The 23,685-nt window shown below is 62.5% G+C and carries 26 protein-coding genes, 1 pseudogene and 1 riboswitch; of the genes and pseudogenes, 12 read left to right on the top strand and 15 right to left on the bottom strand.

Annotation, left to right across the window (positions count from 1 at the left end):
* Positions 1-18 precede the first annotated feature (18 nt).
* A riboswitch (SAM riboswitch) is annotated at positions 19-96 on the top strand.
* A gap of 120 nt (positions 97-216) precedes the next feature.
* The gene (locus EJ075_RS13945) at positions 217-1,386 is read left to right on the top strand and encodes a homoserine O-acetyltransferase (protein WP_126104726.1); all 1,170 of its coding nucleotides are present in this window, start codon (positions 217-219) and stop codon (positions 1,384-1,386) included.
* 115 nt (positions 1,387-1,501) lie between these two features.
* Entirely contained in the window at positions 1,502-2,116 is a 615-nt protein-coding gene (metW, locus tag EJ075_RS13940) for a methionine biosynthesis protein MetW (RefSeq protein WP_126107333.1), read from the top strand.
* 15 nt (positions 2,117-2,131) lie between these two features.
* On the opposite strand, the gene EJ075_RS13935 is transcribed toward metW, so the two are convergent.
* Positions 2,132-2,452 carry a DUF1330 domain-containing protein gene (locus EJ075_RS13935; RefSeq protein WP_095485946.1) on the bottom strand — a complete coding sequence of 107 codons (321 nt, stop codon included), beginning with the start codon at positions 2,450-2,452 and terminating at the stop codon, positions 2,132-2,134.
* A 241-nt stretch (positions 2,453-2,693) separates the two neighbouring features.
* On the opposite strand from EJ075_RS13935, the pseudogene EJ075_RS34120 reads away from it, so the two are divergent.
* The 4 genes and pseudogenes from EJ075_RS34120 to EJ075_RS13920 form a co-directional block, all read left to right on the top strand.
* A pseudogene (locus EJ075_RS34120) lies at positions 2,694-2,773 on the top strand (methionine biosynthesis protein MetW); the annotation flags it as partial.
* Between the two features lie 11 nt (positions 2,774-2,784).
* On the top strand, positions 2,785-2,967 hold the full coding sequence (locus EJ075_RS13930; protein ID WP_245329896.1) for a methionine biosynthesis protein MetW: 183 nt from the start codon (positions 2,785-2,787) through the stop codon (positions 2,965-2,967).
* 122 nt (positions 2,968-3,089) lie between these two features.
* Complete coding sequence (locus EJ075_RS13925; protein WP_126104725.1) at positions 3,090-4,082, top strand: glycosyltransferase; 993 nt, start codon at positions 3,090-3,092, stop codon at positions 4,080-4,082.
* A gap of 239 nt (positions 4,083-4,321) precedes the next feature.
* On the top strand, positions 4,322-5,254 hold the full coding sequence (locus tag EJ075_RS13920) for a glycosyltransferase family 2 protein (RefSeq protein ID WP_095485944.1): 933 nt from the start codon (positions 4,322-4,324) through the stop codon (positions 5,252-5,254).
* Between the two features lie 116 nt (positions 5,255-5,370).
* Here the strand turns inward: EJ075_RS13920 and EJ075_RS13915 are convergent, their stop codons facing one another.
* From EJ075_RS13915 to EJ075_RS13905, 3 genes are all read right to left on the bottom strand, one after another.
* A complete protein-coding gene (locus tag EJ075_RS13915) occupies positions 5,371-6,183 on the bottom strand; it encodes a DUF1194 domain-containing protein (protein ID WP_280953369.1) in 813 nt (270 codons plus the stop codon).
* 199 nt (positions 6,184-6,382) lie between these two features.
* Positions 6,383-8,209 (bottom strand): ABC transporter ATP-binding protein/permease, encoded by a 1,827-nt coding sequence (locus tag EJ075_RS13910; RefSeq protein WP_126104724.1) that lies wholly within the window; start codon positions 8,207-8,209, stop codon positions 6,383-6,385.
* Positions 8,210-8,329: 120 nt separating this feature from the next.
* On the bottom strand, positions 8,330-9,106 hold the full coding sequence (locus EJ075_RS13905; RefSeq protein ID WP_126104723.1) for a methyltransferase domain-containing protein: 777 nt from the start codon (positions 9,104-9,106) through the stop codon (positions 8,330-8,332).
* Between the two features lie 97 nt (positions 9,107-9,203).
* Between EJ075_RS13905 and gloB the strand changes: the two genes are divergently transcribed.
* Together gloB and EJ075_RS13895 are read left to right on the top strand one after the other, a co-directional pair.
* Positions 9,204-9,971, top strand: a complete 768-nt coding sequence (gene gloB, locus EJ075_RS13900; protein WP_095485941.1) for a hydroxyacylglutathione hydrolase — start codon at positions 9,204-9,206, stop codon at positions 9,969-9,971.
* A 23-nt stretch (positions 9,972-9,994) separates the two neighbouring features.
* Positions 9,995-10,435: a cupin domain-containing protein gene (locus EJ075_RS13895; protein WP_126104722.1), complete on the top strand. Its 441-nt coding sequence runs from the start codon at positions 9,995-9,997 to the stop codon at positions 10,433-10,435.
* Here the strand turns inward: EJ075_RS13895 and EJ075_RS13890 are convergent.
* The 3 genes from EJ075_RS13890 to EJ075_RS13880 are packed head-to-tail and all read right to left on the bottom strand — an operon-like array spanning position 10,410 to position 12,782.
* Positions 10,410-11,078, bottom strand: a complete 669-nt coding sequence (locus EJ075_RS13890) for a lysoplasmalogenase family protein (protein ID WP_126107332.1) — start codon at positions 11,076-11,078, stop codon at positions 10,410-10,412. The genes EJ075_RS13895 and EJ075_RS13890 overlap by 26 nt on opposite strands.
* On the bottom strand, positions 11,078-11,965 hold the full coding sequence (locus EJ075_RS13885) for an EamA family transporter (protein ID WP_126104721.1): 888 nt from the start codon (positions 11,963-11,965) through the stop codon (positions 11,078-11,080). Before EJ075_RS13885 ends, EJ075_RS13890 begins: the two co-directional genes overlap by 1 nt.
* A 28-nt stretch (positions 11,966-11,993) precedes the next feature.
* Complete coding sequence (locus tag EJ075_RS13880; protein ID WP_126104720.1) at positions 11,994-12,782, bottom strand: DUF3108 domain-containing protein; 789 nt, start codon at positions 12,780-12,782, stop codon at positions 11,994-11,996.
* Positions 12,783-13,036: 254 nt separating this feature from the next.
* Between EJ075_RS13880 and rpmB the strand changes: the two genes are divergently transcribed.
* The 3 genes from rpmB (at position 13,037) to EJ075_RS13865 (ending at position 14,800) form a co-directional block, all read left to right on the top strand.
* Positions 13,037-13,333 (top strand): 50S ribosomal protein L28, encoded by a 297-nt coding sequence (gene rpmB, locus EJ075_RS13875; RefSeq protein ID WP_006328411.1) that lies wholly within the window; start codon positions 13,037-13,039, stop codon positions 13,331-13,333.
* A gap of 81 nt (positions 13,334-13,414) precedes the next feature.
* A complete protein-coding gene (locus tag EJ075_RS13870; protein WP_095485934.1) occupies positions 13,415-14,095 on the top strand; it encodes a queuosine precursor transporter in 681 nt (226 codons plus the stop codon).
* A 3-nt stretch (positions 14,096-14,098) separates the two neighbouring features.
* On the top strand, positions 14,099-14,800 hold the full coding sequence (locus tag EJ075_RS13865; RefSeq protein ID WP_126104719.1) for a hypothetical protein: 702 nt from the start codon (positions 14,099-14,101) through the stop codon (positions 14,798-14,800).
* A 41-nt stretch (positions 14,801-14,841) separates the two neighbouring features.
* Here the strand turns inward: EJ075_RS13865 and EJ075_RS13860 are convergent, their stop codons facing one another.
* The 4 genes from EJ075_RS13860 to EJ075_RS13845 form a co-directional block, all read right to left on the bottom strand.
* Positions 14,842-15,873, bottom strand: coding sequence for an esterase-like activity of phytase family protein (locus EJ075_RS13860; protein WP_126104718.1), 1,032 nt, complete (start codon positions 15,871-15,873; stop codon positions 14,842-14,844).
* Complete coding sequence (cobT, locus tag EJ075_RS13855; RefSeq protein ID WP_095485931.1) at positions 15,870-17,768, bottom strand: cobaltochelatase subunit CobT; 1,899 nt, start codon at positions 17,766-17,768, stop codon at positions 15,870-15,872. Before cobT ends, EJ075_RS13860 begins: the two co-directional genes overlap by 4 nt.
* A 12-nt stretch (positions 17,769-17,780) precedes the next feature.
* Positions 17,781-18,767 (bottom strand): cobaltochelatase subunit CobS, encoded by a 987-nt coding sequence (cobS, locus tag EJ075_RS13850; protein ID WP_095485930.1) that lies wholly within the window; start codon positions 18,765-18,767, stop codon positions 17,781-17,783.
* A gap of 123 nt (positions 18,768-18,890) precedes the next feature.
* Positions 18,891-19,520 (bottom strand): J domain-containing protein, encoded by a 630-nt coding sequence (locus tag EJ075_RS13845; RefSeq protein ID WP_095485929.1) that lies wholly within the window; start codon positions 19,518-19,520, stop codon positions 18,891-18,893.
* A 193-nt stretch (positions 19,521-19,713) separates the two neighbouring features.
* Between EJ075_RS13845 and EJ075_RS13840 the strand changes: the two genes are divergently transcribed.
* On the top strand, positions 19,714-20,016 hold the full coding sequence (locus EJ075_RS13840; RefSeq protein ID WP_126104717.1) for a BolA family protein: 303 nt from the start codon (positions 19,714-19,716) through the stop codon (positions 20,014-20,016).
* Positions 20,017-20,019: 3 nt separating this feature from the next.
* Here the strand turns inward: EJ075_RS13840 and EJ075_RS13835 are convergent, their stop codons facing one another.
* The 4 genes from EJ075_RS13835 to EJ075_RS13820 all read right to left on the bottom strand — a co-directional run bounded on the left by EJ075_RS13835 (position 20,020) and on the right by EJ075_RS13820 (position 23,558).
* A complete protein-coding gene (locus EJ075_RS13835; RefSeq protein WP_126104716.1) occupies positions 20,020-20,823 on the bottom strand; it encodes an alpha/beta hydrolase in 804 nt (267 codons plus the stop codon).
* Positions 20,824-20,905: 82 nt separating this feature from the next.
* Positions 20,906-21,799, bottom strand: a complete 894-nt coding sequence (locus EJ075_RS13830; protein ID WP_126104715.1) for a transporter associated domain-containing protein — start codon at positions 21,797-21,799, stop codon at positions 20,906-20,908.
* Complete coding sequence (aroB, locus tag EJ075_RS13825; RefSeq protein ID WP_126104714.1) at positions 21,796-22,956, bottom strand: 3-dehydroquinate synthase; 1,161 nt, start codon at positions 22,954-22,956, stop codon at positions 21,796-21,798. The genes EJ075_RS13830 and aroB overlap by 4 nt, the downstream gene beginning before the upstream one ends.
* The gene (locus tag EJ075_RS13820) at positions 22,953-23,558 is read right to left on the bottom strand and encodes a shikimate kinase (protein WP_126104713.1); all 606 of its coding nucleotides are present in this window, start codon (positions 23,556-23,558) and stop codon (positions 22,953-22,955) included. The genes aroB and EJ075_RS13820 overlap by 4 nt, the downstream gene beginning before the upstream one ends.
* Positions 23,559-23,685: the final 127 nt, after the last annotated feature.

The raw sequence follows: 23,685 nt of genomic DNA, 5'->3' as shown, positions 1-23,685 counted from the left end.
GCCGGTCCTAGAAGAAAGGCGAAATCCCGTGGTGATTTGGCCGGTCGGCTTGCAGCCACGTTAAACAACTCGCTAAAGGGCCGTTTGCATCCTGTAACCGGCTTTGCGAAGGCGATGCCGGTTTTTTGTTGTCCGTAGCCGGCCGGACAATCGCATCGACCCGAAAATCGGTATCGATTTTCGGAAAAGCGCGATGGGTTGATGTAAGAGGATGCGATGGTCGCGCTACGCACTAAAAGAACCAACAACGAGGCCGACGAGCCGTCGAGCCCCGTGTTGCGTTTCGGTGCCGACAAGCCGCTCAAGCTCGACGCCGGCACGCTGCTGTCACCGTTCCAGATTGCCTACAAGACCTACGGCACGCTCAACGACGCCCGCTCCAACGCCATCCTCGTCTGCCATGCGCTGACCGGCGACCAGCATGTCGCCAGCACCAATCCGGTGACCGGCAAGCCGGGCTGGTGGGAGGTGCTGATCGGCCCCGGCAAGATCATCGACACCAGCCGCTTCTTCGTCATCTGCTCAAACGTCATCGGCGGCTGCCTCGGCTCCACCGGCCCCGCCTCGACCAATCCCGCCACCGGCAAACCCTACGGGCTCGACCTGCCGATCATCACCATCCGCGACATGGTGCGGGCGCAGTTGATGCTGGTCGACCATTTCGGCATCGAAAAACTGTTCTCGGTGCTTGGCGGCTCGATGGGCGGCATGCAGGTGCTGCAATGGGCGTCGAGCTACCCGGAGCGCGTTTTCTCGGCACTGCCGATCGCCACCGGCGCGCGCCATTCCTCGCAGAACATCGCTTTCCATGAGGTCGGCCGGCAAGCGGTGATGGCCGATCCGGACTGGCATGGCGGCAAATATTTCGAGCAGGGCAAGCGCCCGGAAAAGGGGCTGGCTGTGGCGCGCATGGCCGCTCACATCACCTATCTGTCGGAAGCGGCCCTGCACCGGAAGTTTGGCCGCAACCTGCAGGATCGTGAAGCGCTCACCTTCGGTTTCGACGCCGACTTCCAGATCGAGAGCTATCTGCGCCATCAAGGCATGACCTTCGTCGACCGCTTCGACGCCAACTCCTATCTCTACATGACCCGGGCGATGGACTATTTCGACCTCGCCGCCGACCATGGCGGACGGCTGGCCGACGCCTTTGCCGGCACCAAGACCCGTTTCTGCCTGGTCTCCTTCACCAGCGACTGGCTGTTCCCGACCGAGGAGAGCCGCTCGGTGGTTCACGCGCTGAACGCGGCCGGCGCCTCGGTGTCCTTTGTCGAGATCGAGACCGATCGCGGCCATGACGCCTTCCTGCTCGACGAGCCGGAGCTGTTTGCCGCAATCAACGGCTTCATCGCCTCGGCGGCCCGCGCCAGGGGGCTCGGCGCATGACCTCTGACGTTTGCAGGCCTTCCGGACCGGGATCATGCGCCAGGCATTCGCGCATGACGCCGAAAAGTTGCAGACTTTTCGGATCAGGATCATGCGCCAGGCAAAAGGCACGATCATGAGTGTCAACCACGCCCAGCGCGTCGACCTCGAAGTCGTCGCCGATCTCATCCCGGCGCAGGCGCGGGTGCTCGACGTCGGCTCCGGCGATGGTCTGCTGCTCGAATTGCTGCAGGCGACGAAGCAGGTCGACGGCCGCGGGATGGAACTGTCGCAACGTGGTGTCAACGAATGCGTGGCGCGCGGCCTATCCGTCATCCAGGGCGACGCCGACAAGGACCTCAAATTCTATCCCGACAAGGGTTTTGACTTCGTCGTCCTGTCGCAGACCTTGCAGGCGACCCGCAACCCGAAGCTGGTGCTCGACGAGTTGCTCAGGATCGGCAAGCACGCCATCGTCTCCTTCCCCAATTTCGGCCACTGGCGGGTGCGCCTTTCGCTGTTCCTCGACGGGCGGATGCCGGTGACCAAGGACCTGCCATACTCCTGGTACGACACGCCCAACATCCATTTCTGCACCATCCGCGACTTCGTCAATCTCTGCGATGAGCTCGGCGCAACGGTGGAAAAGGCAACCGCGCTCGACGCCAATGGCCAGAAAATCGGTCTGTCGATGCCGTGGTGGTTCTGGAATTTCTTCGGCCAGCAAGCGGTGTTCTTGTTGAGACGATGACGGCCGCATTTCATCCTATCCGAGCACGTCGGTGGCCTTGTGCGGGTGCTGGACGCCGTCGACCAGGACCACATCGGACTGGGAATTCTCGGTGCGCAGGGGCAATATCTCCTGATAGGCGGGCGACTGGTACCATCCGCGCGCATGCTGCATGTCCGGAAATTCGATGATTACGAGGTGCCCCGGCCAGGTGTTTTCAACCACTTCCACCTCGCTGCCATGCACAATATAGCGCCCGCTAAACGGCTCCAGCGTTGCATCGATTTTCTGCAAATATTCGACAATCTGCGGCCCTAACGTGACTTGGTGCATATGGGCAACGGCGTAAGCGGTCATGGCTGAGATCCTTGCTGATCGAAGCCAACAATAGGCGGCTTCACGAACGACAATTGCCTATGCGCCCTACGGTGGTCGATTACCTCTGAAGTTATAAGAATGCATACAGGACCAACTCAGCGCATGACCCCTGAAGATTGTAGGCTTTCCGGACCGGCATCATGCGCCAGGCATTCGCGCGTGACTCCGAAAAGTTGCAGACTTTTCGGACCGGCATCATGCGCTAGCCAAAGGCACGATCATGAGTGTCAATCACGCCCAGCGCGTCGACCTCGAAGTCGTCGCCGACCTCATCCCGGCGCAGGCACGGGTGCTGGACGTCGGCTCCGGTGATGGCCTACTGCTCGAATTGCTGCAGGCGACGAAGCGACTTCGTCAACCTCTGCGACGAGCTCGGCGCGACGGTGGAAAAGGTAACCGCGCTCGACGCCAATGGCCAGAAAATCGGTCTGTCGATGCCGTGCTGGTTCTGGAATTTCTTCGGCCAGCAAGCGGTGTTCCTGCTGAAACGGTAGCTCGCTCCAAGGATTGCAGTGTTTCTTGATCAGCAGGCGTTGCTATGTATAACTAACCTGAACCGGTATCGTCGCGAGCCGCGTCGAACAAAGTGACCTCTGATAAATTTTGCGGTGTAAAGATGGTTGAAGAACAGCCAACTTATTCCCTCGTTGTGGAAATGGATAACGCCAAGTCGATCGACTGGGACGAGATCGGCGTTGGGTTGACTGCCTTGGCTCGAGAAATCGCCGTGGTTTCCTCAGCTGGTCTTGCAAGACCGCAGGTTGTCATCTCCCACGGCGGGCGAGATGAGGACGCCGCCTCGCTGCGTAGCAGTATCACAATTGAAGCGCCGCAGTTGGAACGGGTTGCCGACCTGATCTTCACCGCTTGCCCAGGCGGTCGATATTACGACCTCAAGAACAACGGCATCCTGTCAACCAATGGAGATATCGTCATCTTCGTCGACTCGGATACCGTGGCAGAATCGGGCTGGCTCCCAACTCTGCTTGACCCGTTTCAAGATCCTGAAATTATTTGCGTGAACGGATATACATATCTTTCGTACGATGATTTCTTTTCCAGGACGTTCGCGCTGCTTTGGTTTTTCCCTATGCCTGAGGCAGATGCACGATTTGCTAACAAGCGAGCGATCAACGCCAATAACAGTGCCTTTCGGCGCGACTGGATTGTCAGCCATCCCTTTGCGAAACACAATGGATTCAAGGTTTCTTGCACTCTGCTGACGCATGAGCTTCGACGTGAAGGCCACAAAATTCTGAACGTCAACGCACGCGTCTATCATTACTCGCCACGTGGTTGGCGGTTCTTTTTCTGGCGCGCGTTGGTAACAGGCCGCGATGCCGACCGGAAGTTTGTGGAGCTGAAGTCGCCCAGCCGCACGCAGCGGATTGTGAAATCGTTCAGCCGATGGTTCACCATGTCGTGGCGCACAATGCGACGCGTAACTGGCCATGCCCGCCAGACAGGCATGCCGCTTTGGCAAATTCCATTTTCCCTGATTGTCGGTCTGGCATTCTACAGCTTGGCGTTTTGGGGCCAACTCAGTTTCGCTGCGGGTCTCGTTGGCGATGAAATCGAAGTCGTGCCTGATTATGTCGGACATAGTTAGGCGCTGCTGCGTTCGTGGTTTCGGTCGTTTCTTTGAATGGATTAGGAAGCGGCCACCAAACGGCTTTAGCGTGGCATCAAGAATTCGCCAATGCCCGACGAGTTCCGCCGCAATAACTTGTGATGACATGATCGCTTCTTTTTTGTAGCGTCGAATCGAACGCAATCCTGGGGGCGGGCATGGAAACGAACATCCAATCCATTCGATGGCTGTGGAACGCGGGGCGTAGCTGAGGCGACATGCCCGAGATGGACCCTGCTCCACTCATCACGGTGATCACGCCGACCCACAATCGGCGTAGCACGGTCTTGCGCGCCGTGGAGAGCGTGCTTGCGCAGAATCTTACCCGCTTCGAGCACATTGTCGTCGACGACGGCTCGACCGATGGCACGGAAGCGGCGCTGGCTGCCATCCGCGACCCTCGCCTTATTTATGTCGGCGCGAAATGGCGAGGCGCCAACGCCGCCCGCAATGCCGGCATTGAACGGGCGCGGGCGCCTGTGGTGACATTCCTGGATTCCGACGACGTCTACTTGCCGAACCGGCTGGAGCGGACACTGGCGTGGTTCGAGGAGAATCCGACGCTTGAAGTGCTCATCAGTTCGTTCGTGTCCCTGAAGGGCGACCGCAGCAGCAAATGCATCAACCGCGGCGCGTTCCTGACACGGAACACGCTGGAAAGGGCGTTGGTCGCGCAGACGATCTTCATAGCCGGATCGGCGATTACCGCCCGGCGAGAGGCCTTGCTGGCGATCGGCGGCTATGACAGCGACATAGCACGGATGCAGGATCGCGAGTTGCTGTTGCGCTTCGCCGGGCGCAGTGGCGCGCAACTGTCCGAAGAGGTCGACTGGAAAAAGTACAATTCGGAGAATTCGATTTCGCGACAACGCGACGGCTATGTCGAAGCCTACGCAAACCTGATCTGCAAACACCCCTACATCATCGACCGTTATCCCGACATTCCGCCTTACATGATCGCACGGCAGATCATCGCCGATACGATTAAGGGCAGGATTTCGCAGGCATTTGCCGGTTATCTGGCCAACCGGTCGTCGAAAGCGCTCGGCTACTCGCTGCCGCAACTGTTGCGCGGCTATGTCGGCGGCCGGCGCTGGCGTCGTGATCTCTACGATGAGTTCCGCACCAAATATGGCGCACGGCCAGCCTAGAGCGCTTCCTCGTTTCACGGAAACGCCGAACCGATCTAAGTATTTGTTTTTACGCAATTCCGGACGGAAAACCGCTCCGCACTTTTCCTGGAATTGCTCCAGAGCCAACCAGAAGCTCATCGGTTAAGTTCCGGAAAATACGGATCGGAGAAAAACCGCCGGCCGCGCTCGCCTTGCAAACAGTCGACTGGTGCTGCCGCGCCGATCCGGATCGTTCCGGGACCGGCCTTGGGATCAGCCCAAGGGTCGGCAACACCGCTTACCTCTAGGACCAGCTTGCGGCGTATGGCGGTCACGAATTCGGAAGCGGCGTAGACCGGCAGCACGAAAGAGCCAGGCCCGCCGGTAACGCACTCGGCATAGTATTGGTCGAGATGGCTGAAGCTGGGCGATGGGCTGATCAGGATCGGCAGGCCGTTGATGACGATGCCGTTTGCCACCGCGGCGTCGCGTGTCGTGGTGACGGGCATGCCGATGTTGTTGGGGCCATCGCCTGAAATGTCGATCACCCTGCGTGTCGCGTCGAAAGCGGTTCCACCGAGAAGCTTCGCGCCGAAGGCGAGCGCACCAGAAATCGAGGTGCCGCGAAAGCTCCTGAACGGGCGGGCCTCGATCTTGTCGGCAAAAGCGCTGGCGCTCTCGGCGTTGTCGATGACCTGCCAGGCAATGAGCGCATCGTCGCGGACGGTGCCTGCCCATTCGAAATAGGCGAGCGCGATGCGGCCCTTCACACCCGAGCGTACCGCCTTGATGAAGTCGGGATGGCGCAGCGCCTCGACATAGCCGGCGCGCTGCAGGGCGAATTCCCTTTCGTCCATCGAGTGCGAAATGTCGACCGCCAGCACCAGTTCGACGTCCACGGCAATGGTATCGGCAGGCGCGGCCAGTGGTGCGGCCTGAGCCCAGGCAAGGCAGGCAAGCAGGCTAATGCATGTCGCCCAAAAGTGCGCAGCGGTTCTGGGGTAACGACATGCATAGAAACAAAGACTTAAAGCGTGTCGCATGAATCTCTTCAACGGGACGCGCTTTAAGCGCGTCAAGCATGGGTTCAACGCCGCAGACCTCCGAGCGATACCGGCAATCTTTCGCTGCGATCACGGCGAAATAAAGCTTGGCTGGGATGGCCGGCTATGTCTCTTGGTAGGCTGCGGCGACGGCCGGGGGAGGCTCGATCGCGCCGGCCCTGACACGGACTGGCTTGAGGGCTGGTCGGCCGACATCTCTCACGATCGCCAAAGAGCGCGGAAAGAATTCACTGTTATGTTGGCCACGGCCGATATTGAGGATCGCGGCGTCGGCAAGACGGGCCTCCAGCATCGACAGCACCCGCCTCAGCGTCGCGCCGTCGAACGTGTCCAAAGCCTCGTCGATGATCACCCATTTCGGCTGCCGCAGGACCAGCCGGGCAAAGGCAAGCAGGCGCTGCTCGTCATCGCTCAATTCACGCTCCCAGCGCGCGGAGCGGTCGAGCGAGGAGGACAGACGCTCGAGGCCGACGTCGGCGAGCACCGCCGAGATCTCGGCATCGCTGACAGCGGCATTAGCGTGGTCGAGCACCTCGCGCAGTGTGCCGAGCGGAAAATAGGGCTTGCGGGGAACGAAGGCGGGCACCTCTCCGGCCGGCATGCCGATCCGTCCGTTTCCCCACGGCCACAGACCGGCAATGGCGCGAAAGAACAGCGTCTTGCCGGCGCGCGGATCGCCAGTGATCATGACGCGCTCGCCGGCGCGGATTTCGACATGGGCCTCGGCCAGCTTCGTGCATCCATCCCGCGATGCAATCTCAAGGTTCTCGAATGTCAGCCTGCCATTCGGGTTTTCGCCGATCGTGATGCGTTCTTCGGTGTCGTGCAGCACATCCGTTTCAACAAGCGCGATGCGGAAATCGGCGACGCGCATCAGCGTGGCGCGCCAATCGGCGATACCGCCGATATTGTTGATGAACCAGCGCAACGAGGAATGCACCTGGTTGAAGGCGCCGACAGCCATCATCAGCCCGCCGAAGCTGATATCGCCGGCGAAATAGACCGGCGAGGCGACGAGGATCGGCGCGACGACGGTGATCCAGCCATAGGTATCGGTCACCCAGGAAAGATTGATCTGGGCGCTGTAGATGCGCCGCATCGCGCCCAGCACCGTGCCGAGGTCGAACTCCAGCCGTCGTCTCGCGTCGGCCTCGCCGTGCGCTAGCGCTATGGCATCGACATTCTCGTTGACGCGGACCACCGAGGAGCGCAGCTCCGCTTCACGCGTATAGCGGTCGCTGTTGAAGCGGATGAGCGGCCGTCCGACCAGCCAGCTCAGCCAGGAGGCGGTGCCGGCATAGAGGATCGCGGCCCACACCATGTAGCCCGGAATGGCCAGCGAATAGCCGCCAATATGGAAAACGAAGCCCGAAGACAGCGACCATAAGACGCCGACGAAGGAAACAAGCAGAATGAACGACTGCAATAGCCCGATGCCGAGACCGGTAGAAAGATCGGAGAGATGCCCGGCATCCTGCTGCAGGCGCTGGTCGGGGTTGACGCCGATGGCACCGGCGTTGGCGAGCCGGAAGGCGCGCGCCGGCCGCATCCATTCGCCGATCAGGTCGAGGGTCAACGCCTCACGCAGCTTCAGCCGGATCATCTGGTCGAGCCAGGTCTGGCCGACATTGAGCACCACAAGCCCGCCGGCGATGGCGGCAAAGATCATAAGCTGGTGTAGGAAACCCTGCATGTCGCGCCGCGCCAGCGCGTCGTAGAAGGGCTCGTTCCAACGATTGAGCAGGACCTGCCCGATCGAGGTTGCCACAATGACGGCGACTATGCCGATGCAGGACCAGTGCAGTTGCTTGCGGATCGGCGAGGTACCCAGCGCCAGCTTGATTGTCGCCAGTTGGTCGCGCAGGCTGCTGGCCTCGATCGACGCGGCAACCGGCTTGGCCCTGGCCTCGACATCCGGATGATCAGCCATTGATGAAGTCCTTGAATTCGAAAAGCGGTGCTGAAACCGGCGAACAAGTCGACTCTATCGGGTAGCGAGCCCGTCCTCGACAGATAGGTGAGAAAAAGCGCGATTCCGATCACGAAAATGTCATCGACGGACTGGCAATGTTATGGTCCCGGCCCGCGCTAACCGGCCGAGCCTTGTGGCGCCGTGCGGGGAGAAAACCGGCACGAAGACGCGGCGAGAGGCGCGCTGGACGACTGGCACGCCCTGATAGAGCCGCTTCTGCGCCTCGACCACGATGACGCCGGAAAAGATCGGCCAGAGCCTGCGGCCGGCGCGTTCCAGCACGTTGTGGAGCTGCATCATGAAGCGTCGCCGCGATGGTGGGAAAAACAGCGCATCGGACCAGGCGGCGGGCGTGAAGTTTGCTTCGCGCAGCAATTCGGTGAGCTGGCCGCGCGAGAAAGGCCGGCCGCTGCCGAACGGCGTATGCTCGAAACGGGCCCAGACACCGCGCCGGTTTGGCACGACGATGACGACGCGGCCGGCGGGCGACAGCACCCGCCAGATTTCGTTCAGCGTCTCGCGCGGGTTCTCGGCATGTTCGAGTGAATGGACGAGCAGCATGCGGTCGATGGAAGCATCGACCAGCGGCAATTCCTCATCGAAGACCAGCGCAGTCGCGGTCGGCCCCGTGGCCGGCCAGACCACCGCGCCTTGCGTCGCCGGCATGAAGGCAAAGACACGCTCCGCATCGGTGCCGAATCGCTCCAGCCACGGCAAGGTGTAGCCAAGGCCAACCAGCCGCTCATTGGGCACTACAGCCCATATCGAAGACAACGCCATGGTGATCGAGCGTTCGGCCAATTGCCCGAGCGTGGTCGAATAGAAAGAGCGGAGATCGACGATATCGGAATGCATGCGCGGGACGGTATCTTCGATGCAGTCCAAGTTCAACAAAGGCGGATGACATCCGCGGGCAAGCGCCCTATGTCTGCGGCGATAAAGGAGAGATGCGATGCCGGTCGAAATCGAACAGTTCATGTGCCGCAGCGACAATTTCGGTGTGCTGGTGCACGACCCCAAAAGCGGCCAGACCGCGATTATCGACGCGCCGGAGGAGGCGCCGATCCTGGCTGCGATCGAGCGTACCGGCTGGACGCCGACGATGATCCTGACCACCCATCACCATGTCGACCATGTCGAAGCCAATCTGGCGCTGAAGGAACGTTTCAAGCTGCGCATCGTCGGGCCGGAGGCGGAAAAGGCCAAGATCCCCGGCATCGACGAAACCGTGGAGCAAGGCTCGGTCATCCACCTCGGCGAGGAGAGGATCGACGTGATCGCCACGCCCGGCCACACGGCGGGCCATGTCTCCTATCATCTGCCGGCATCGAAAGTGGCGTTCACCGCCGACACGCTGTTCGCGCTCGGCTGCGGCCGACTGTTCGAATGCAAGCCGCCGGTGATGTACGATTCGTTGAAGAAGCTCGCGGCACTTCCGGCCGAGACGGTCGTCTATTGCGGCCATGAATACACGCTTTCCAACGCCCGCTTCGCGCTGACCGTCGACCCGACCAATTCGGCACTGAAGGAACGCGCCGCGAAAATCGAGGCGCTGCGCGCCGATGGCAAGCCGACGCTGCCAACCACGATCGGCGAGGAACTGTCGACCAATCCGTTCCTGCGCTGGCATGATCCGGCAATCCGCAAGCATCTCGGCATGGAGAAAGCATCCGACGTCGAAGTGTTCGCCGAGATACGCAAGCGCAAGGATAATTTCTGAGCGCCATTGATGGTCTGGAAACCGTGACCACCTCCGCCGAAATCATCGCAACGCTCGGCCTGAAACCGCATCCGGAAGGCGGCTGGTATGCCGAGACCTTCCGCGATGGCGTGGAGGGTGCGCGCGGCCATTCGACCGCGATTTATTTCCTGCTGGAGCAAGAGCAACTGTCGGCCTGGCACCGCGTCAAGGATGCGGCCGAGGTCTGGCACTTCTATGCCGGCGCCCCGCTGGCGCTGTCGATGCATGAGGAAGACGGCCCGGTGGTCGAGCAGGTGCTCGGCACGGCACTGGCGGCGGGCGAGCGGCCGCAGATCGTCGTGCCGGCAGGCTGGTGGCAGTCGGCACATAGCCTGGGCGAATGGACGCTGGTCGGCTGCACCGTGGCGCCGGGCTTCGATTTCGCGGCCTTCGAGCTGGCCGCACCAGGCTGGAGTCCTAACCCAGCAGGAAACCCATCGTGATCCCCAGTTGGGCGGCGTAATATAGCGCCCAGACCGCGTAGCGCATCCAGGCGCGGTGCGGCGAGATGGCGGACAGCAGGAACTTTTCCGAGGCGAGCAGCCCGTCGGACGCCATGAACAGCACGGCGCCGCCGATAACCCAGACATTGCTCAGGGTGAGTGCTGAAATCCCCATAGCAAGGATTGCCGCGATATAGACGCTGACGGGAAGGCGCAAGGCGGGACCGACGCGGCGCCAGAGCGCAAAAAGCATGGCGAGCGCGAAGACGATCATTGCCACGGCAATCGCCGCACGCCACGGCTCGGCCGAGAGCAGGCCGATCCCACCGCCGGAACGCAGGAACAGCGCGATGTAAAGCCCATGCGCAACGAGAAAACTGGCCAGCCCGCCGAGAAAAGCCTTTTCAGCGTCGCGCGACAGGAATGCATCGCCGGTGGCGCTGAGCGCCAGCGCCGCGACGAGCAGCCAGGGACCGCCCTGCAGCGATGCCAGCACGGCAAGCATCGCCACGGCCAGCGTCTTTGCCGCCGAGCGCGCCAGCGTTGGTGACATGTCGATGGTGAAGGCGTAGATCACGGCCGCCACCAGCGAAAACAGCAGCGTCGCATTGGCGTTGGCGTCGATGCCGCCGGGAAACGGCATCACGCCCCGGCCTCGCTCGTTGTCTGCTTGCGTAAGAACAGCGATTTCGCCGCAAGGGCTGCCCCGCCGGTGATCAGCACGCAGGCAGCGAGGATGCGCAAGGACGGCTCGGCGAAACCGGCCGATATCAGCACCAGCGTCGACAGCAGCGGCGCGGCATAGCTCGCCGCGCCCAGCACCTGGATGTTGCCGCGCTTGACGCCGATATCCCAGGCGTAGAAGGCCGCGCCCACCGGCATCAGCCCGAGGCCGAGCACGGCCAGCCACTGGCCGGCGCCGACGGGCAGCACCGTCTCTTCCAGCATGAGATGGCAGATAAGCGAAAGCGCGGCCGTAGCCGCACAGAACCAGGTGACGATGCTTGTAGGCACCGACGGGAAGCGCCGCGACAACAGCGAATAGGACGACCACAGCACGGCGCAGATGCCGGCCATCGCATAGCCGAAGGCATAATGTGCGTCGAAGGCAAGCCCGCCGCCCTTGGTGACGATCAGGAAAGTGCCGGCAAGGCCGAGCAGCGCGCCGACGACATGGTTCCAGGCCAGCCGCTCGCCCGGCATCAGCGCCGACCCGAGCACAATCAGCAGCGGCCATAGATAGGCGATGAGGCTCGCCTCCACCGCCGGCGCGTTGCGCAGCGCGGTGAAGTAGAAGAAATGATAGCCGAACAGGCCGGCAATGCCGATCATCCACACTCGGCGCGGTATCTTCTCGCTCCTGTCGGCGGCCGGCATGAACAGCCGCGCGACGAGCCCGACGCCGGTGCCGATCGTGAAGGTGATCGCCGAGAGCAGGAACGGCGGCACCGCGCCGGAAGCGTCCGTAAGCAGCGCCAGCAGCGCCCACATGGCGACCGCCGAGAAGCCGATCAGTGTTGCGCGCCCCATGTCCGTCTCCGGCGGCGCGCGATCGCGCCTATTCTGTTGCTTCGAACCGCTCCGCGCTGACGGTGAGAGTGCCGATTTTCGTCGTGACCGTGGCGTGGATCGGCGCATATACGCCGGTTTGGCCAAGCGGCGCAAACGTCACCATGATGCGGCTGCGCTTCTTCAAGTAATTCAATGCCTTGCGGTTCTTGCGATAACCCGCCACCGGCTCAAAACCCATCCTGCAAGTGACGGTATCGCCCTTGTAGCCGCGCACCGAGGTCGAGCCCTTCGAATCGTAGGTCAGCGTCAGATTGGCGCGCATCTCGCCGTCGTAGAGTTTCACCGTGCGCCCGCAGACCTCGTCGAGACTATCGGCATGGATCACGGTGGCGGCCATCGGATCGAGCACCGACGCGAGATCGCCGGCGCCCAGCGGTATCCAATTCTTCGGATTGCGCTTCTTCGGCGCCGGCACGACCTTTGTCGCGGTAACAGTGCCATTGGCGAACTGGATATCGATCATCGACGCCTTCTCGCCCGACTTGTAGTCGGCGCGGAACGCCTGCGGCTGCAATCGCTTGCCCAAAATCTTGCCCTTTGATGAGATCGTGCCACGCGTGTCGTCGAACATTGTGGCGAGGCCGGCGCTGGAGACGCTGCCATCGATCGAATAGGTGTCGCCTTGGTAACTGCTGGAAAAGGTTGCCTTCGCCACAGAGAGGCCGAGGATCGACACCGTATACTCGCCCTTGAAGGATTGCGGCGTGGCGGCAGACGTTGCCGTCGGCAGCGCCACGGCAAGCGAGGCAAGGAGAGCATGAGACGAACGAAGCATGGCGGGATCGGTCCTCGATTTTTGACCGGAGATGGCAACTCCGGCCTGGCATGTCCCTGTGCGACCGCTTATAGGCTGAATTCCGGCCTTTATGTGAAAGGCGCCGTCACACCATGCGCAAGCCGGAGCTTGACGCATCGGCGAAATGCAACTAAGGAACGCCAACTTTTCCATAAGGCCGCCTGACCGAAACCGCGCGCCACCCGGCGCGGGCTCAAAGGTTTGGCCAGACCGAGAACTGAAGGTTTAGAACCATGTCCCGCACCTGCGAACTCACTGCCAAGGCAGTCATGTCCGGCAACAATGTGAGCCACGCCAACAATAAGACCAAGCGTCGCTTCCTGCCGAATCTCGTCAATGTGACGCTGATCTCGGAAGCGCTGAACCAGAATGTGCGCCTGCGCATTTCCGCCAACGCGCTGCGTTCGGTCGAGCATCGCGGCGGCCTTGATGCGTTCCTGGCCAAGGCCGACGCCAAGGAGTTGTCGCAGCGCGCCCGCCTGCTGAAGAAGCAGATCGCCAAGAAGCTGGCCGAACAGCCGGCCGCTTAATTTTTCAAGCGGCTGCCTTCCAAGGAGTGTCGTCCGAACTCGGCATGACACCCCGCTGGTTCCATTACCCAGGATAAAAAAATGAGTTTCTTCTCCCGATATCTACCCTTTGTTGCGGCCATGGCGCTTGTCGTCGTGGCGTCGAACATCCTCGTGCAGTTCCCGGTGCAAGGTGCGATCGGCGGCCTGTCGCTGGCCGACATTCTGACCTGGGGCGCCTTCACCTACCCCTTCTCGTTCCTGGTCACCGACCTTGCCAATCGCCGCTACGGCCCGGCCGTGGCGCGCCGGATCGTCTTTGTCGGCTTCATGGCGGCGGTGATCTGCTCGATCCTCATCCCGCCCTTGCTGTTCCACCACGGTCTGATCGAATTCGAGACGGCCGCCGACCGGCTGGTGCGCATTGCGGCGGCTTCCGGCGCCGCGTTCCTGATCGCGCAATTGCTCGACGTGACCGTATTCAACCGGCTGCGCCGGCAGAGCTGGTGGCGCGCGCCGATCGTCGGCACGCTGGTCGGCTCGGTGTTCGACACCGCCGTGTTCTTCACCGTCGCCTTTTCGGCGGCCTTCGCCTTCGCTGGCCCGAACGATGGCTTTGCGCTCGAAACCGCGCCGCTGATGGGCGTGCTGCCGGTCGAGACCATGCGCTGGGTGTCATGGGCGCTCGGCGACCTCGGCGTGAAGCTGATCATCGCCGTGGTGGCGCTGATCCCCTATCGGCTGCTTGCCGCCCGCTGGAGCCAGCCGGCACTGGCGGCATAGGCAGTGATCCCATGGGTCCAGCTCGACACTGCAAAAACGCCTGACGGCGGCCAGGAGCTTCGCCTGAAACGGCGCGGCGCCGAGTTCTCGATCATGCTTGGCTCGAACGAGCTGATGAACAGCCGCCTCAGCGGCTCCGAGGAAGCGCTGGCCAGCCTGACTTGCCAAAGGATTGCCGGCCGTAGCCAGCCGAAAATCCTGATCGGCGGGCTGGGCATGGGCTTCACGCTGCGCGCTGCCCTTGCCGAGCTTGGCGCCGATGCCGGTATCGTTGTTGCCGAGTTGGTGCCCGCCGTCGTGGCGTGGGCACGCGGCCCGATGGCCTCGGTGTTCGGCGGCTGTCTCGACGATCCGCGTGTGATTGTTCGCGAAGCGGATGTCGGGCAGCTCATGCGATCGGAAGCCTCTGCCTGGGATGCCATTCTGCTCGACGTCGACAACGGGCCGGAAGGAATCGTCCACAAGGCCAACGATGCTCTTTACAGTCTAGCCGGGTTGAACAGCGCGAGAGCAGCGCTCAAGCCCGGCGGCGTGCTGGCGGTCTGGTCGCAGGGACCCGACAGCGGTTTTACCCGCAGGCTCAAGCAGGCAGGCTTCGCGGTCGAGGAAGTCAAGGTCCGCGCCAACGGCAAGCGTGGCGCGCGCCACGTCGTCTGGGTCGCGATCAACGGACTCCGGCCTGCGGCAGCCAGCGCGAAGCTTTAGACTTCTTTTCGGCTTATCGGCCATCCCTCGCCGACCGCCTCTCAATCCTCGTGCAGGACGAATTCCAGGTAGAGGTTGCGTTGCAGCATCGAGTGGTTGTCGTCCGAGATCAGCGACACCATCAGCGCGCCATCGTCGCGGGTCCAGACGTCGAGCCCTTCCATATTGTCGATCTGGTAGGCCATGTCGGCTTCCATCAGCACCGGCCCGTCGGCGACGGCGCCCTTCTCGACGCTTTCACCATAGATGCGCCTCAGCCGCATCTTGACGCCGCCGGCCATCGAGAAGCTGCGCTCCAAAAGCAGAAGGTCGCCGTCCGGCAGGAACGCACCGTCGGTGATGTCGAATTCACCGTTGCGCTTGACGGTGAAGACGCCCTTGTGCGGCCCTTCGATGACAGCCGCATAGATATTGCCTGATTTGTCGAGGCTCTTTTCCGACACCACGACCAGCCCGCCCTCGTGCTGCCCGTGAGGATTGGCATGGGTGCCTGTCTCAAAGCCGCGATTCCGACGAAGCTCCCAGGCCGGAATCAGGAAGTCCAGTTGCTTCAACGGCGCCTTCATATCGTGCGGATCGAATTTGAACTGGGCGACACGGTGGTTGCGCTCGAAGCCGACCGTGGCAATGCCGTCCTTGACCGCAAGGCCTTCGGCGTCGACCTCCCATTTCTCGTCGATCGGCTGGCCTGATGCGTCGATCATCTGCTGCATGCGGAAATTCTGGATGCCCGACGGGCGCTTGTCGGCATCATGAGTGACCGTGCCGAAGAACCAGAAACCGGTGTCGGCGACGCCGATGAAATCACTGCCGGGCTTGAGGAAGCGAAACGCCGACAGCGCGCCGAAATCGCGTGACGGCGAAGTCATTTCCAGCCCGCCGACGAATTCGAGCGGACCGAACCGCTTTTCGTCACGGCCGATGTGAAACCGGGTTATCGGCCGTGCCGAGATTTCGATCGGCTCGACCGAAACCGGGCCGAGGGCGATGGAAGGCGACAAGGCGATGCCGGCAACGAACAGCGCTGTGGCGGCGAAAAGCGTCTGCCGAAAGCCGCCCCGCAAAAAAATCATCCGGCACGCCGCATGCCGCCGCGTCGCGTGTCCCGCGCGCTTTCCTCGCCAAACAGCGACGCGAGCTGCTCGGTCATGGCGCCGGCCAGTTCCTCGGCGTCGACGATGGTGACGGCGCGCCTGTAATAGCGGGTGACGTCGTGGCCGATGCCGATGGCCAAGAGCTCGACCGGTGAGCGCGTCTCGATCAGTTCGATAACGGCGCGCAGATGCCGTTCGAGATAGTTGCCCGGATTGACCGACAGTGTCGAATCGTCAACCGGCGCGCCGTCCGAGATCATCATCAGGATCTTGCGCTGCTCCGGCCGGGCGATCAGGCGGTTATGCGCCCACAGCAACGCCTCGCCGTCGATGTTTTCCTTAAGCAGGCCCTCGCGCATCATCAGGCCCAGATTGCGGCGTGCCCGCCGCCACGGATGGTCGGCGGATTTGTAGATGATGTGGCGCAAATCGTTGAGCCGCCCGGGATTCGGCGGCTTGCCTTCCTTCAGCCATTTCTCGCGTGCCTGACCGCCCTTCCAGGCGCGGGTGGTGAAGCCGAGGATCTCTACCGAGACGCCGCAGCGCTCCAGCGTCCGCGCCAGAATGTCGGCGCAGGTGGCGGCGACCGTGATCGGCCGGCCGCGCATCGAGCCCGAATTGTCGAGCACCAGCGTCACCACCGTGTCGCGGAATTTGGTGTCCCGTTCCTGCTTGAAGGACAGCGGCTGCATCGGATCGATGACGACGCGCACCAGCCGCGCCGGATCGAGATAACCCTCTTCGAGATCGAAATCCCAGGACCGGTTCTGCTGCGCCATCAGGCGGCGCTGCAGCCGGTTGGCCAGCCGGCCGACAACACCCGACAGGTTGGCAAGCTGCTTGTCGAGGAAGGCGCGCAGCCGATCCAGCTCCTCTTCCTCGCACAGGTCTTCCGCACCCACCGTCTCGTCGAAGGCGGTGGTGAAGACCTTGTAGTCGATCTCCTTCGACAGATTGGCGAAGGGATTGTCGTTGCGGCGCGCCTCGCCGGGCGTCTCGGCATCGGCGTCGTCATCGTCGGACAGGTCGTCGGCGGTGGCATCTGACGCCTCCGTCTCGGCCGATTGCTCGTCGTCGGACGACGCCTCGGTGTCGTCGGACTGCGACTGCTCGGAGCCGGAATCGTCCTCGCCGCCCTCCTCGCTCTGCTCCTCGCCTTGCGGCTGGTTGTCATCATTGTCCTCGGAGTCTTCGGTCTCCTGGTCGTCGCCGAGCTCCTCGGCCATTTCCATGGAAGCCAGCATCTCGCGCACGACACGGGCGAAGGCCTGCTGGTCGTCGAGCTTTGCCGACAGCCCGTCGAGATCGGCACTGGCCTTCTCCTCGACCCACGGGCGCCAGAGGTCGACCAGCCGCTCGCCGCTCTTCGGGACAGTGCGGCCGGTCAGCTTTTCGCGCACCATCAGGGCCAACGCCTCCTCGATCGGAGCATCCGCCTTGTCCTTGACGTCGATGAGGTTGGCTCTGGCGTATTTGTCCTCGAGCATCGAGCCGATATTGTCGGCCACACCTTGCATGGCGCGGGAGCCGATCGCCTCGACGCGGGCCTGCTCGACCGCATCGTAGATGGCGCGGGCCTGCTTGCCTTCCGGCGCCAGCCTGGTGTGGATGCGCGCGTCGTGGCAGGCGCGCTTCAGCGCCATGGAATCGCCGAGACCGCGGGTGATGGCGATATCGGCCTTCGACGCCTTCTTCGGCAGTTCAGGCAGACGGGCGCGGCTGCCGGCGAGCGCCGGCCGGTCCTTGGCGAAACCGACCTCGAGTTCTTTGTCGCCGGCAATCGCGCGCATGCAGACGGTGACGGCACGCTTGAAGCTGTCGGCTTCAGACCCCGTCTTCGACTTGTTGCGCGTGTTGTCGCCCGGACCCGCCATCGAGAACTCTGTTTAGCCCAGCACCACATTGGCCGCCGATTCCGGCAGATCTTCGCCGAAGGCACGCTGGTAGAACTCGGCCACGAGCGAGCGTTCCAGCTCGTCGCACTTGTTGAGGAAGGTCAGCCGGAACGCCATGCCGATATCACCGAATATCTCGGCATTCTCGGCCCAGGTGATGACCGTGCGCGGGCTCATGACAGTCGAAAGATCGCCGTTGATGAAGGCCGAACGCGTCATGTCGGCGACGCGCACCATCTTGTTGACGATCTCCTTACCCTTGCCGTCGCGGTAGTGCTTGGCCTTGGCCAGCACGATGTTCACCTCATTGTCGTGCGGCAGATAGTTCAGCGTGGTGACGATCGACCAACGGTCCATCTGCGCCTGGTTGATCTGCTGGGTGCCGTGATAAAGGCCGGTGGTATCGCCCAGCCCGACCGTGTTGGCGGTGGAAAACAGCCGGAACGCCGGATGCGGGCGGATAACCCGGCTCTGGTCGAGCAGCGTCAGCCGGCCGGACGATTCCAGCACGCGCTGGATGACGAACATCACGTCCGGACGGCCGGCATCGTATTCGTCGAAGCACAGCGCGACATTGTGCTGGTAGGCCCAGGGCAGGATGCCGTCGCGGAACTCGGTGATCTGCAGCCCGTCCTTGACGACGATCGCATCCTTGCCGACGAGATCGATACGGCTGACATGGCTGTCGAGATTGACGCGCACGCACGGCCAGTTGAGACGGGCGGCGACCTGCTCGATATGCGTCGATTTGCCGGTGCCGTGATAGCCCGACACCATCACGCGGCGGTTGTAGGCGAAGCCGGCGAGGATCGCCATCGTCGTGTTCTTGTCGAACAGATAGTCCGGATCGATGTCGGGCACATGCTCGCTCGTCACCGAGTAGGCCGGCACCACCATCTTGGACTCGAAGCCAAATTTCTCCTTCACCGACACCGTGGTGTCGGGCAGGTTGGCGATGTCGCGATCGACCTTGTTCATCACTATCAACGTCTCCACGGGCGAAACGCCTGATTTCGCCGGCAATCTATTTTGTCCGGGGGCGGTCTTAGAGCCTTTTCCAACCTTATGAAAGTTGGAAAACGACACGAACCGTAAGGTCGCTCAGCACAATCCTGCCTGCTTGAGCACGCGATATGCCTGGAGCACATCGCGGAACCGGTCTTCCGAACCTCTGTCGCCGCCATTCGCATCCGGATGGTGGCGTTTCACCAGTTCCTTATAGCGCGCCTTGATATCCTTGCCAGTCGCCTTTGTATCAAGGCCAAGCGTTTCCAGCGCCTTGGCCTCAAGCGGCTTGGCCTTGCGCTCGCGCACCTCGCGCGGATCCTTCGGACCTTTGAACAGGTCGAACGGATCGCGCATGCGGTTGTAGTAGCCGGCGCGGCCGGAACGCTGCTGGGCGAAATCCGGCGAGGAGCGCGTCGAGGCGCCGTTGACGCCCATCTTCCATGTCGGCCGGTGGCCGGTCATCGCTTCCTTCTGGAAGCGGGCGATCTCGGTGTCGGGGACGCCGGAGAAATAATTGAAGCCCTTGTTGTACTCACGCACATGATCGAAGCAGAACTGAAAATATTCGCCCTCCTTCATGCGCCCGACCGGCGCGCGATGGGTGCCGGCCTCCTTGCAACCGTCCCACTGGCAGATCGGCGAGCGCGACTTCAGCTCCGCATCCTTCTCCGGGCGGATGCGGATTTTCTCGAAATATTTGGGGTACGGTTTCATCTCACCCATTTATGGGCTGTTCGCCGGTGCGAAACAAGAATTGACATTTTCGCGATGATCGCCCTAACCGCTGAATCGCGGCATAAAGCGGGCGATTGGCGAATTTTGTCGCGGCGACGGCATTGCGCGTCCTCCTGGACACGCAAAGAGCACCGATTTTCGGGGGTCATGCGCCAGCCATATGTGGTGAAGGGAAGTACGAATGTCCATACAGTCAACGATGGAAGGCAAGTTGAAGAAGGCGTTCTCGCCGGAGCGGCTGATCGTCATCAACGAAAGCCATCTCCATGCCGGCCATCACCATCAGGACTCCGACCATCACGGCACCTATGACGGCACCGGCGAGACGCATTTCCGCGTTCGCATCGTCTCCTCAGCCTTTGCCGGCATGAGCCGCATCGAGCGCCACCGCGCGGTCAACGAATTGCTGGCCGACGAGCTGAAGGCCGGTGTCCATGCGCTGGCGATCGAGCCGGCCGCGCCGGACGAAAAGACCAGGTGGTAGGCATCAGCCGAGCGCTGCCTTCAGGAAAATCATCACCGCACGGGTCAAGGCGTCGCCTTCGTCGCCGAAATCGCGATTGATCGACATGTGCGAATAGGCGCTGCCGTCGAACAAAATGACTTCCGTTCCGGTTGCCCGCAGGCGCTCGGCGAAGGCCTGTGAGGCTGCCGCACGACCCGCTGCGCGCGAATAGGCGACGAAGGCAGGCGGATGCTTGCGGCTCCCGACGTGGAAGGCTGGCGACAGCGCGCGCCATTGCGCCGGATCGGGAAAGGCCCGGGCATAGGCGCGTGTCATGTCGCCGCTTCTCGCAAGCGCCTCCAAATCATAGGCCCTGGTATCGTTCAGTACCAGCGCCGCGACGCCGGGCAGACCGCCGCGCAGCCCGGTCAACGCAGCGAGATGGCAGCCGGCCGAATGGCCCATGACCGCTATCCGGTTCGGATCGCCGCCGTGTCTGGCGATGTTGGCGCGCACGTAGCGATATGCCTGCTCGACGTCGTCGGCCTGGGTGGCGACATCGGCCTTGGGCAGCATCCGGTAGTCGATGGAGACGAAGCAGAAGCCATTGTCGAGCAGGAAGCCCGGCTTGACGTCGACGTTGGTGCGGTTGCCGGCCCGCCAGGCACCGCCATGGATGAAAATGACCACAGGCAGGCCGCTTGCGCCATCGCGCGAGTAGATGTCGAGCTTGGCCGGTCCGTAGTCGAAGGTTTGCGGAGACGGCGAGCGCCGGCGCGATGACGCTGAAGCGCTGGCCGGCAGCAAAGCCATAGACATCAAAAGCAGGGTTCGTCGATCGATCACCGTCATCTCCAGACAGCCCAGTCGAAAGTGCACGCGAGCGCGGCGAGCGTCCAGTCAAGGATTGGTTAGCCGGGACAAGAAGCTAAATGTCGCCGGCCGGCCTGATCCTCAGCCTTGCGATCCGGTTCTTGTCGCGCTTCATGACGACGAAGCGCTTGCCGTGAAAGGTGAAAGCCTGCTTCTCGTCCGGGATCAATTGCGTCTCGTGGATGACGAGACCGGCAATGGTGGTGGCTTCCTCGTCCGGCAAGTCCCAGTCGAGCGCCCGGTTCAGGTCGCGGATCGGCACAGTGCCGTCGACGACGACGGAGCCGTCGGCTTCCTGCTTGACGCCCTGAATGTCGATATCGTGCTCGTCGGCGATCTCGCCGACGATCTCCTCGATGATATCCTCCAGCGTCACCAGCCCCTCGACCTCGCCGTACTCGTCGACGACGATGGCGAAATGCGCCTTGCGACGCAGGAAGGCGTTGAGCTGTTCCTGCAGCGTCGTGGTGTCGGGCACGAACCACGGTTTTGTCGCGATCTTCATCACGTCAATCTGGGAAAAGTCGTTGCCGACATCGTTCAGCGCGCGCAGCAGGTCCTTGGCATGCAGCACGCCGACGATGTTGTCGAGTGAGCCCTTCCACAAGGGCATGCGGGTATGCGGGCTCTGCAGGATCTCGCGCACCACCGCTTCCGGCGGATTGTCGGCGTTGACCGAGCGCATGTTGGTGCGGTGGACCATGACATCGGACACTTCGAGCTCGTCGAGATCGGACAGGCGGCCGATGCGGGCGCGCTCCTCGCGCATCGCCTGGCCATTGCGCCGAACATCATCGACGGCGCCACGCGATTCATCATGGTTCGAATGCTGCGGCTCGACGCGCTGCAGTTCATAGCCGAAGGCGGCGAGCAGGCGCGCGCGAAAGGCGAAAGCGAGCAAGCCGAGCCCGGCTAGGACAGCAGCGACAATCCAGCCGGTCTCGTTCATCCCGGGCGGCTTTTTTGCGGACCCGGGCGGCTTTGCTGACCCGGGTGGTTCTCCCCCAGAAACGACAGCACTTCCGACGCCGGCACATCCCTGGCGATGAAGGCTTGGCCGACGCCGCGCGTCAGGATGAAGGTCAGCGCGCCGCGCGACACCTTCTTGTCCTGGGTGATGAACGCAAGCAGCGCCTCGGCATCAGGCAATTCGCCCGGAATATCGGCCATGCGCCAAGGCAGGCCGACGGCGCGAAGATGCGTCTCGACGCGCGCCGCATCGTCGGGACTTGCCAGATTGAGGCGTGACGAAAAGCGATAAGCCAGCGCCATGCCGATGGCGACCCCTTCACCGTGGACGAGACGGGCGCTGTCATAGCGGGTGGCGGCCTCCAGCGCGTGACCGAACGTGTGGCCGAGATTGAGCAGCGCGCGGTCGCCGGTCTCGAACTCGTCGCGGGCGACGACATCGGCCTTGGCGCGGCAGGCTTCGGCGATGGCTTCGGCCCGCTCCGGGCCGCCGGCAAACACTTTGCCCCAGTTTTCTTCCAGCCAGGCAAAGAAGCCGGGGCGATCGATCAGCCCGTATTTGGCGAGTTCGGCATAACCGGCCCTGAATTCCCGGATCGGCAGCGTGTCAAGCACTTCGGTATCGGCCAGCACCAGTTTCGGCTGATGGAAGACGCCGACGAGGTTCTTGCCGCGCGCGCTGTTGATGCCGGTCTTGCCGCCGACCGAAGAGTCGACCTGCGCGAGCAGCGAAGTCGGTATCTGCACGAAGTTCATGCCGCGGCGCACGATGCCGGCGGCAAATCCGGCCAGGTCGCCGATGACACCGCCGCCGAGCGCGATGACGACATCGCCGCGCTCAAGTCTGGCTGCCAGCACGCCGTCCACCACCTCCTCGAGATGCGCGAAACTCTTGGTCTTTTCCCCAGCCGGCAACGTGATGACGGCAGGCTGAATGCCGCCCTTTTCGAGGCCGGCCTTCAACGTTTCGAGGTGTGCTGCGGCGACATTGTCGTCGGTGACCACCGCGGCGCGCGTGCCTGGAAGGCGACGCGAAATCTCGGTGCCCGCGCGCGAAAGCAGGCCGGAGCCGATTAAAATGTCATAGGCACGATCGCCAAGCCCGACTTCGACGGTGACTGTCGCATTGACGCTCACGACCGCACCTCGCCTGTCGCGGCCGCAACGCCAAAATACCCGCAAAGCGCACTCACCACCTCGGCCGCAATGACCTCCTTGCGATCGTCGCGGGTCGGCACGGTGACATCGGCGCCTGCGTAGACCGGATAGCGCTCGGCCATCAACCGCTCGATCACGGCGCGGGGATCGGCGCTTTTCAAGAGCGGCCGGTTCTGCTTCTTGGAAACGCGGTCCATCAAGAGGTTGATATCGGCCTTCAGCCATACCGACAGGCCATGGCCGGCGATCGCCTCCCGCGTCTGCGCGCTCATGAAGGCGCCGCCGCCCGTCGACAGCACCTGCGGGCCGTGCTCCAGCACGCGCAGGATGACGCGCTGCTCCAGCGCCCGGAACTCGGTCTCGCCATAGCGTTCGAACAATTCCGGGACACTCATGCGCGACACGCTTTCGATCTCCTGATCGCTGTCGATGAAAGGCAGTCCCAGGATCGCCGCCACCTTGCGGCCGATCGCCGTCTTGCCGGCGCCCATGAGGCCGACAAAGACGATGGAACGGCTGCCCAGCCGGCCGAGCAGCGCGGCATGGCTCTCATCAGGAGGATTTGCTGGTAGCGCGTTCATACGGACCTCGTTGCCGGCGTATCGACATCAAAAGCCTGTTTGCGTCAAGCGTGGCGCGCGCCGAGCTTCGTCCTTGAATTGGCCGGATTGGCGTCTCATAAGGGCACAGGGTTTGGAAACGCAGAAC

The organism is Mesorhizobium sp. M6A.T.Cr.TU.016.01.1.1, assembly GCF_003952585.1.
Lineage (GTDB): Bacteria > Pseudomonadota > Alphaproteobacteria > Rhizobiales > Rhizobiaceae > Mesorhizobium > Mesorhizobium mediterraneum.
The sequence above is the reverse complement of the archived record's forward strand: the minus strand, read 5'-3'. Positions and strand labels throughout refer to the sequence as shown.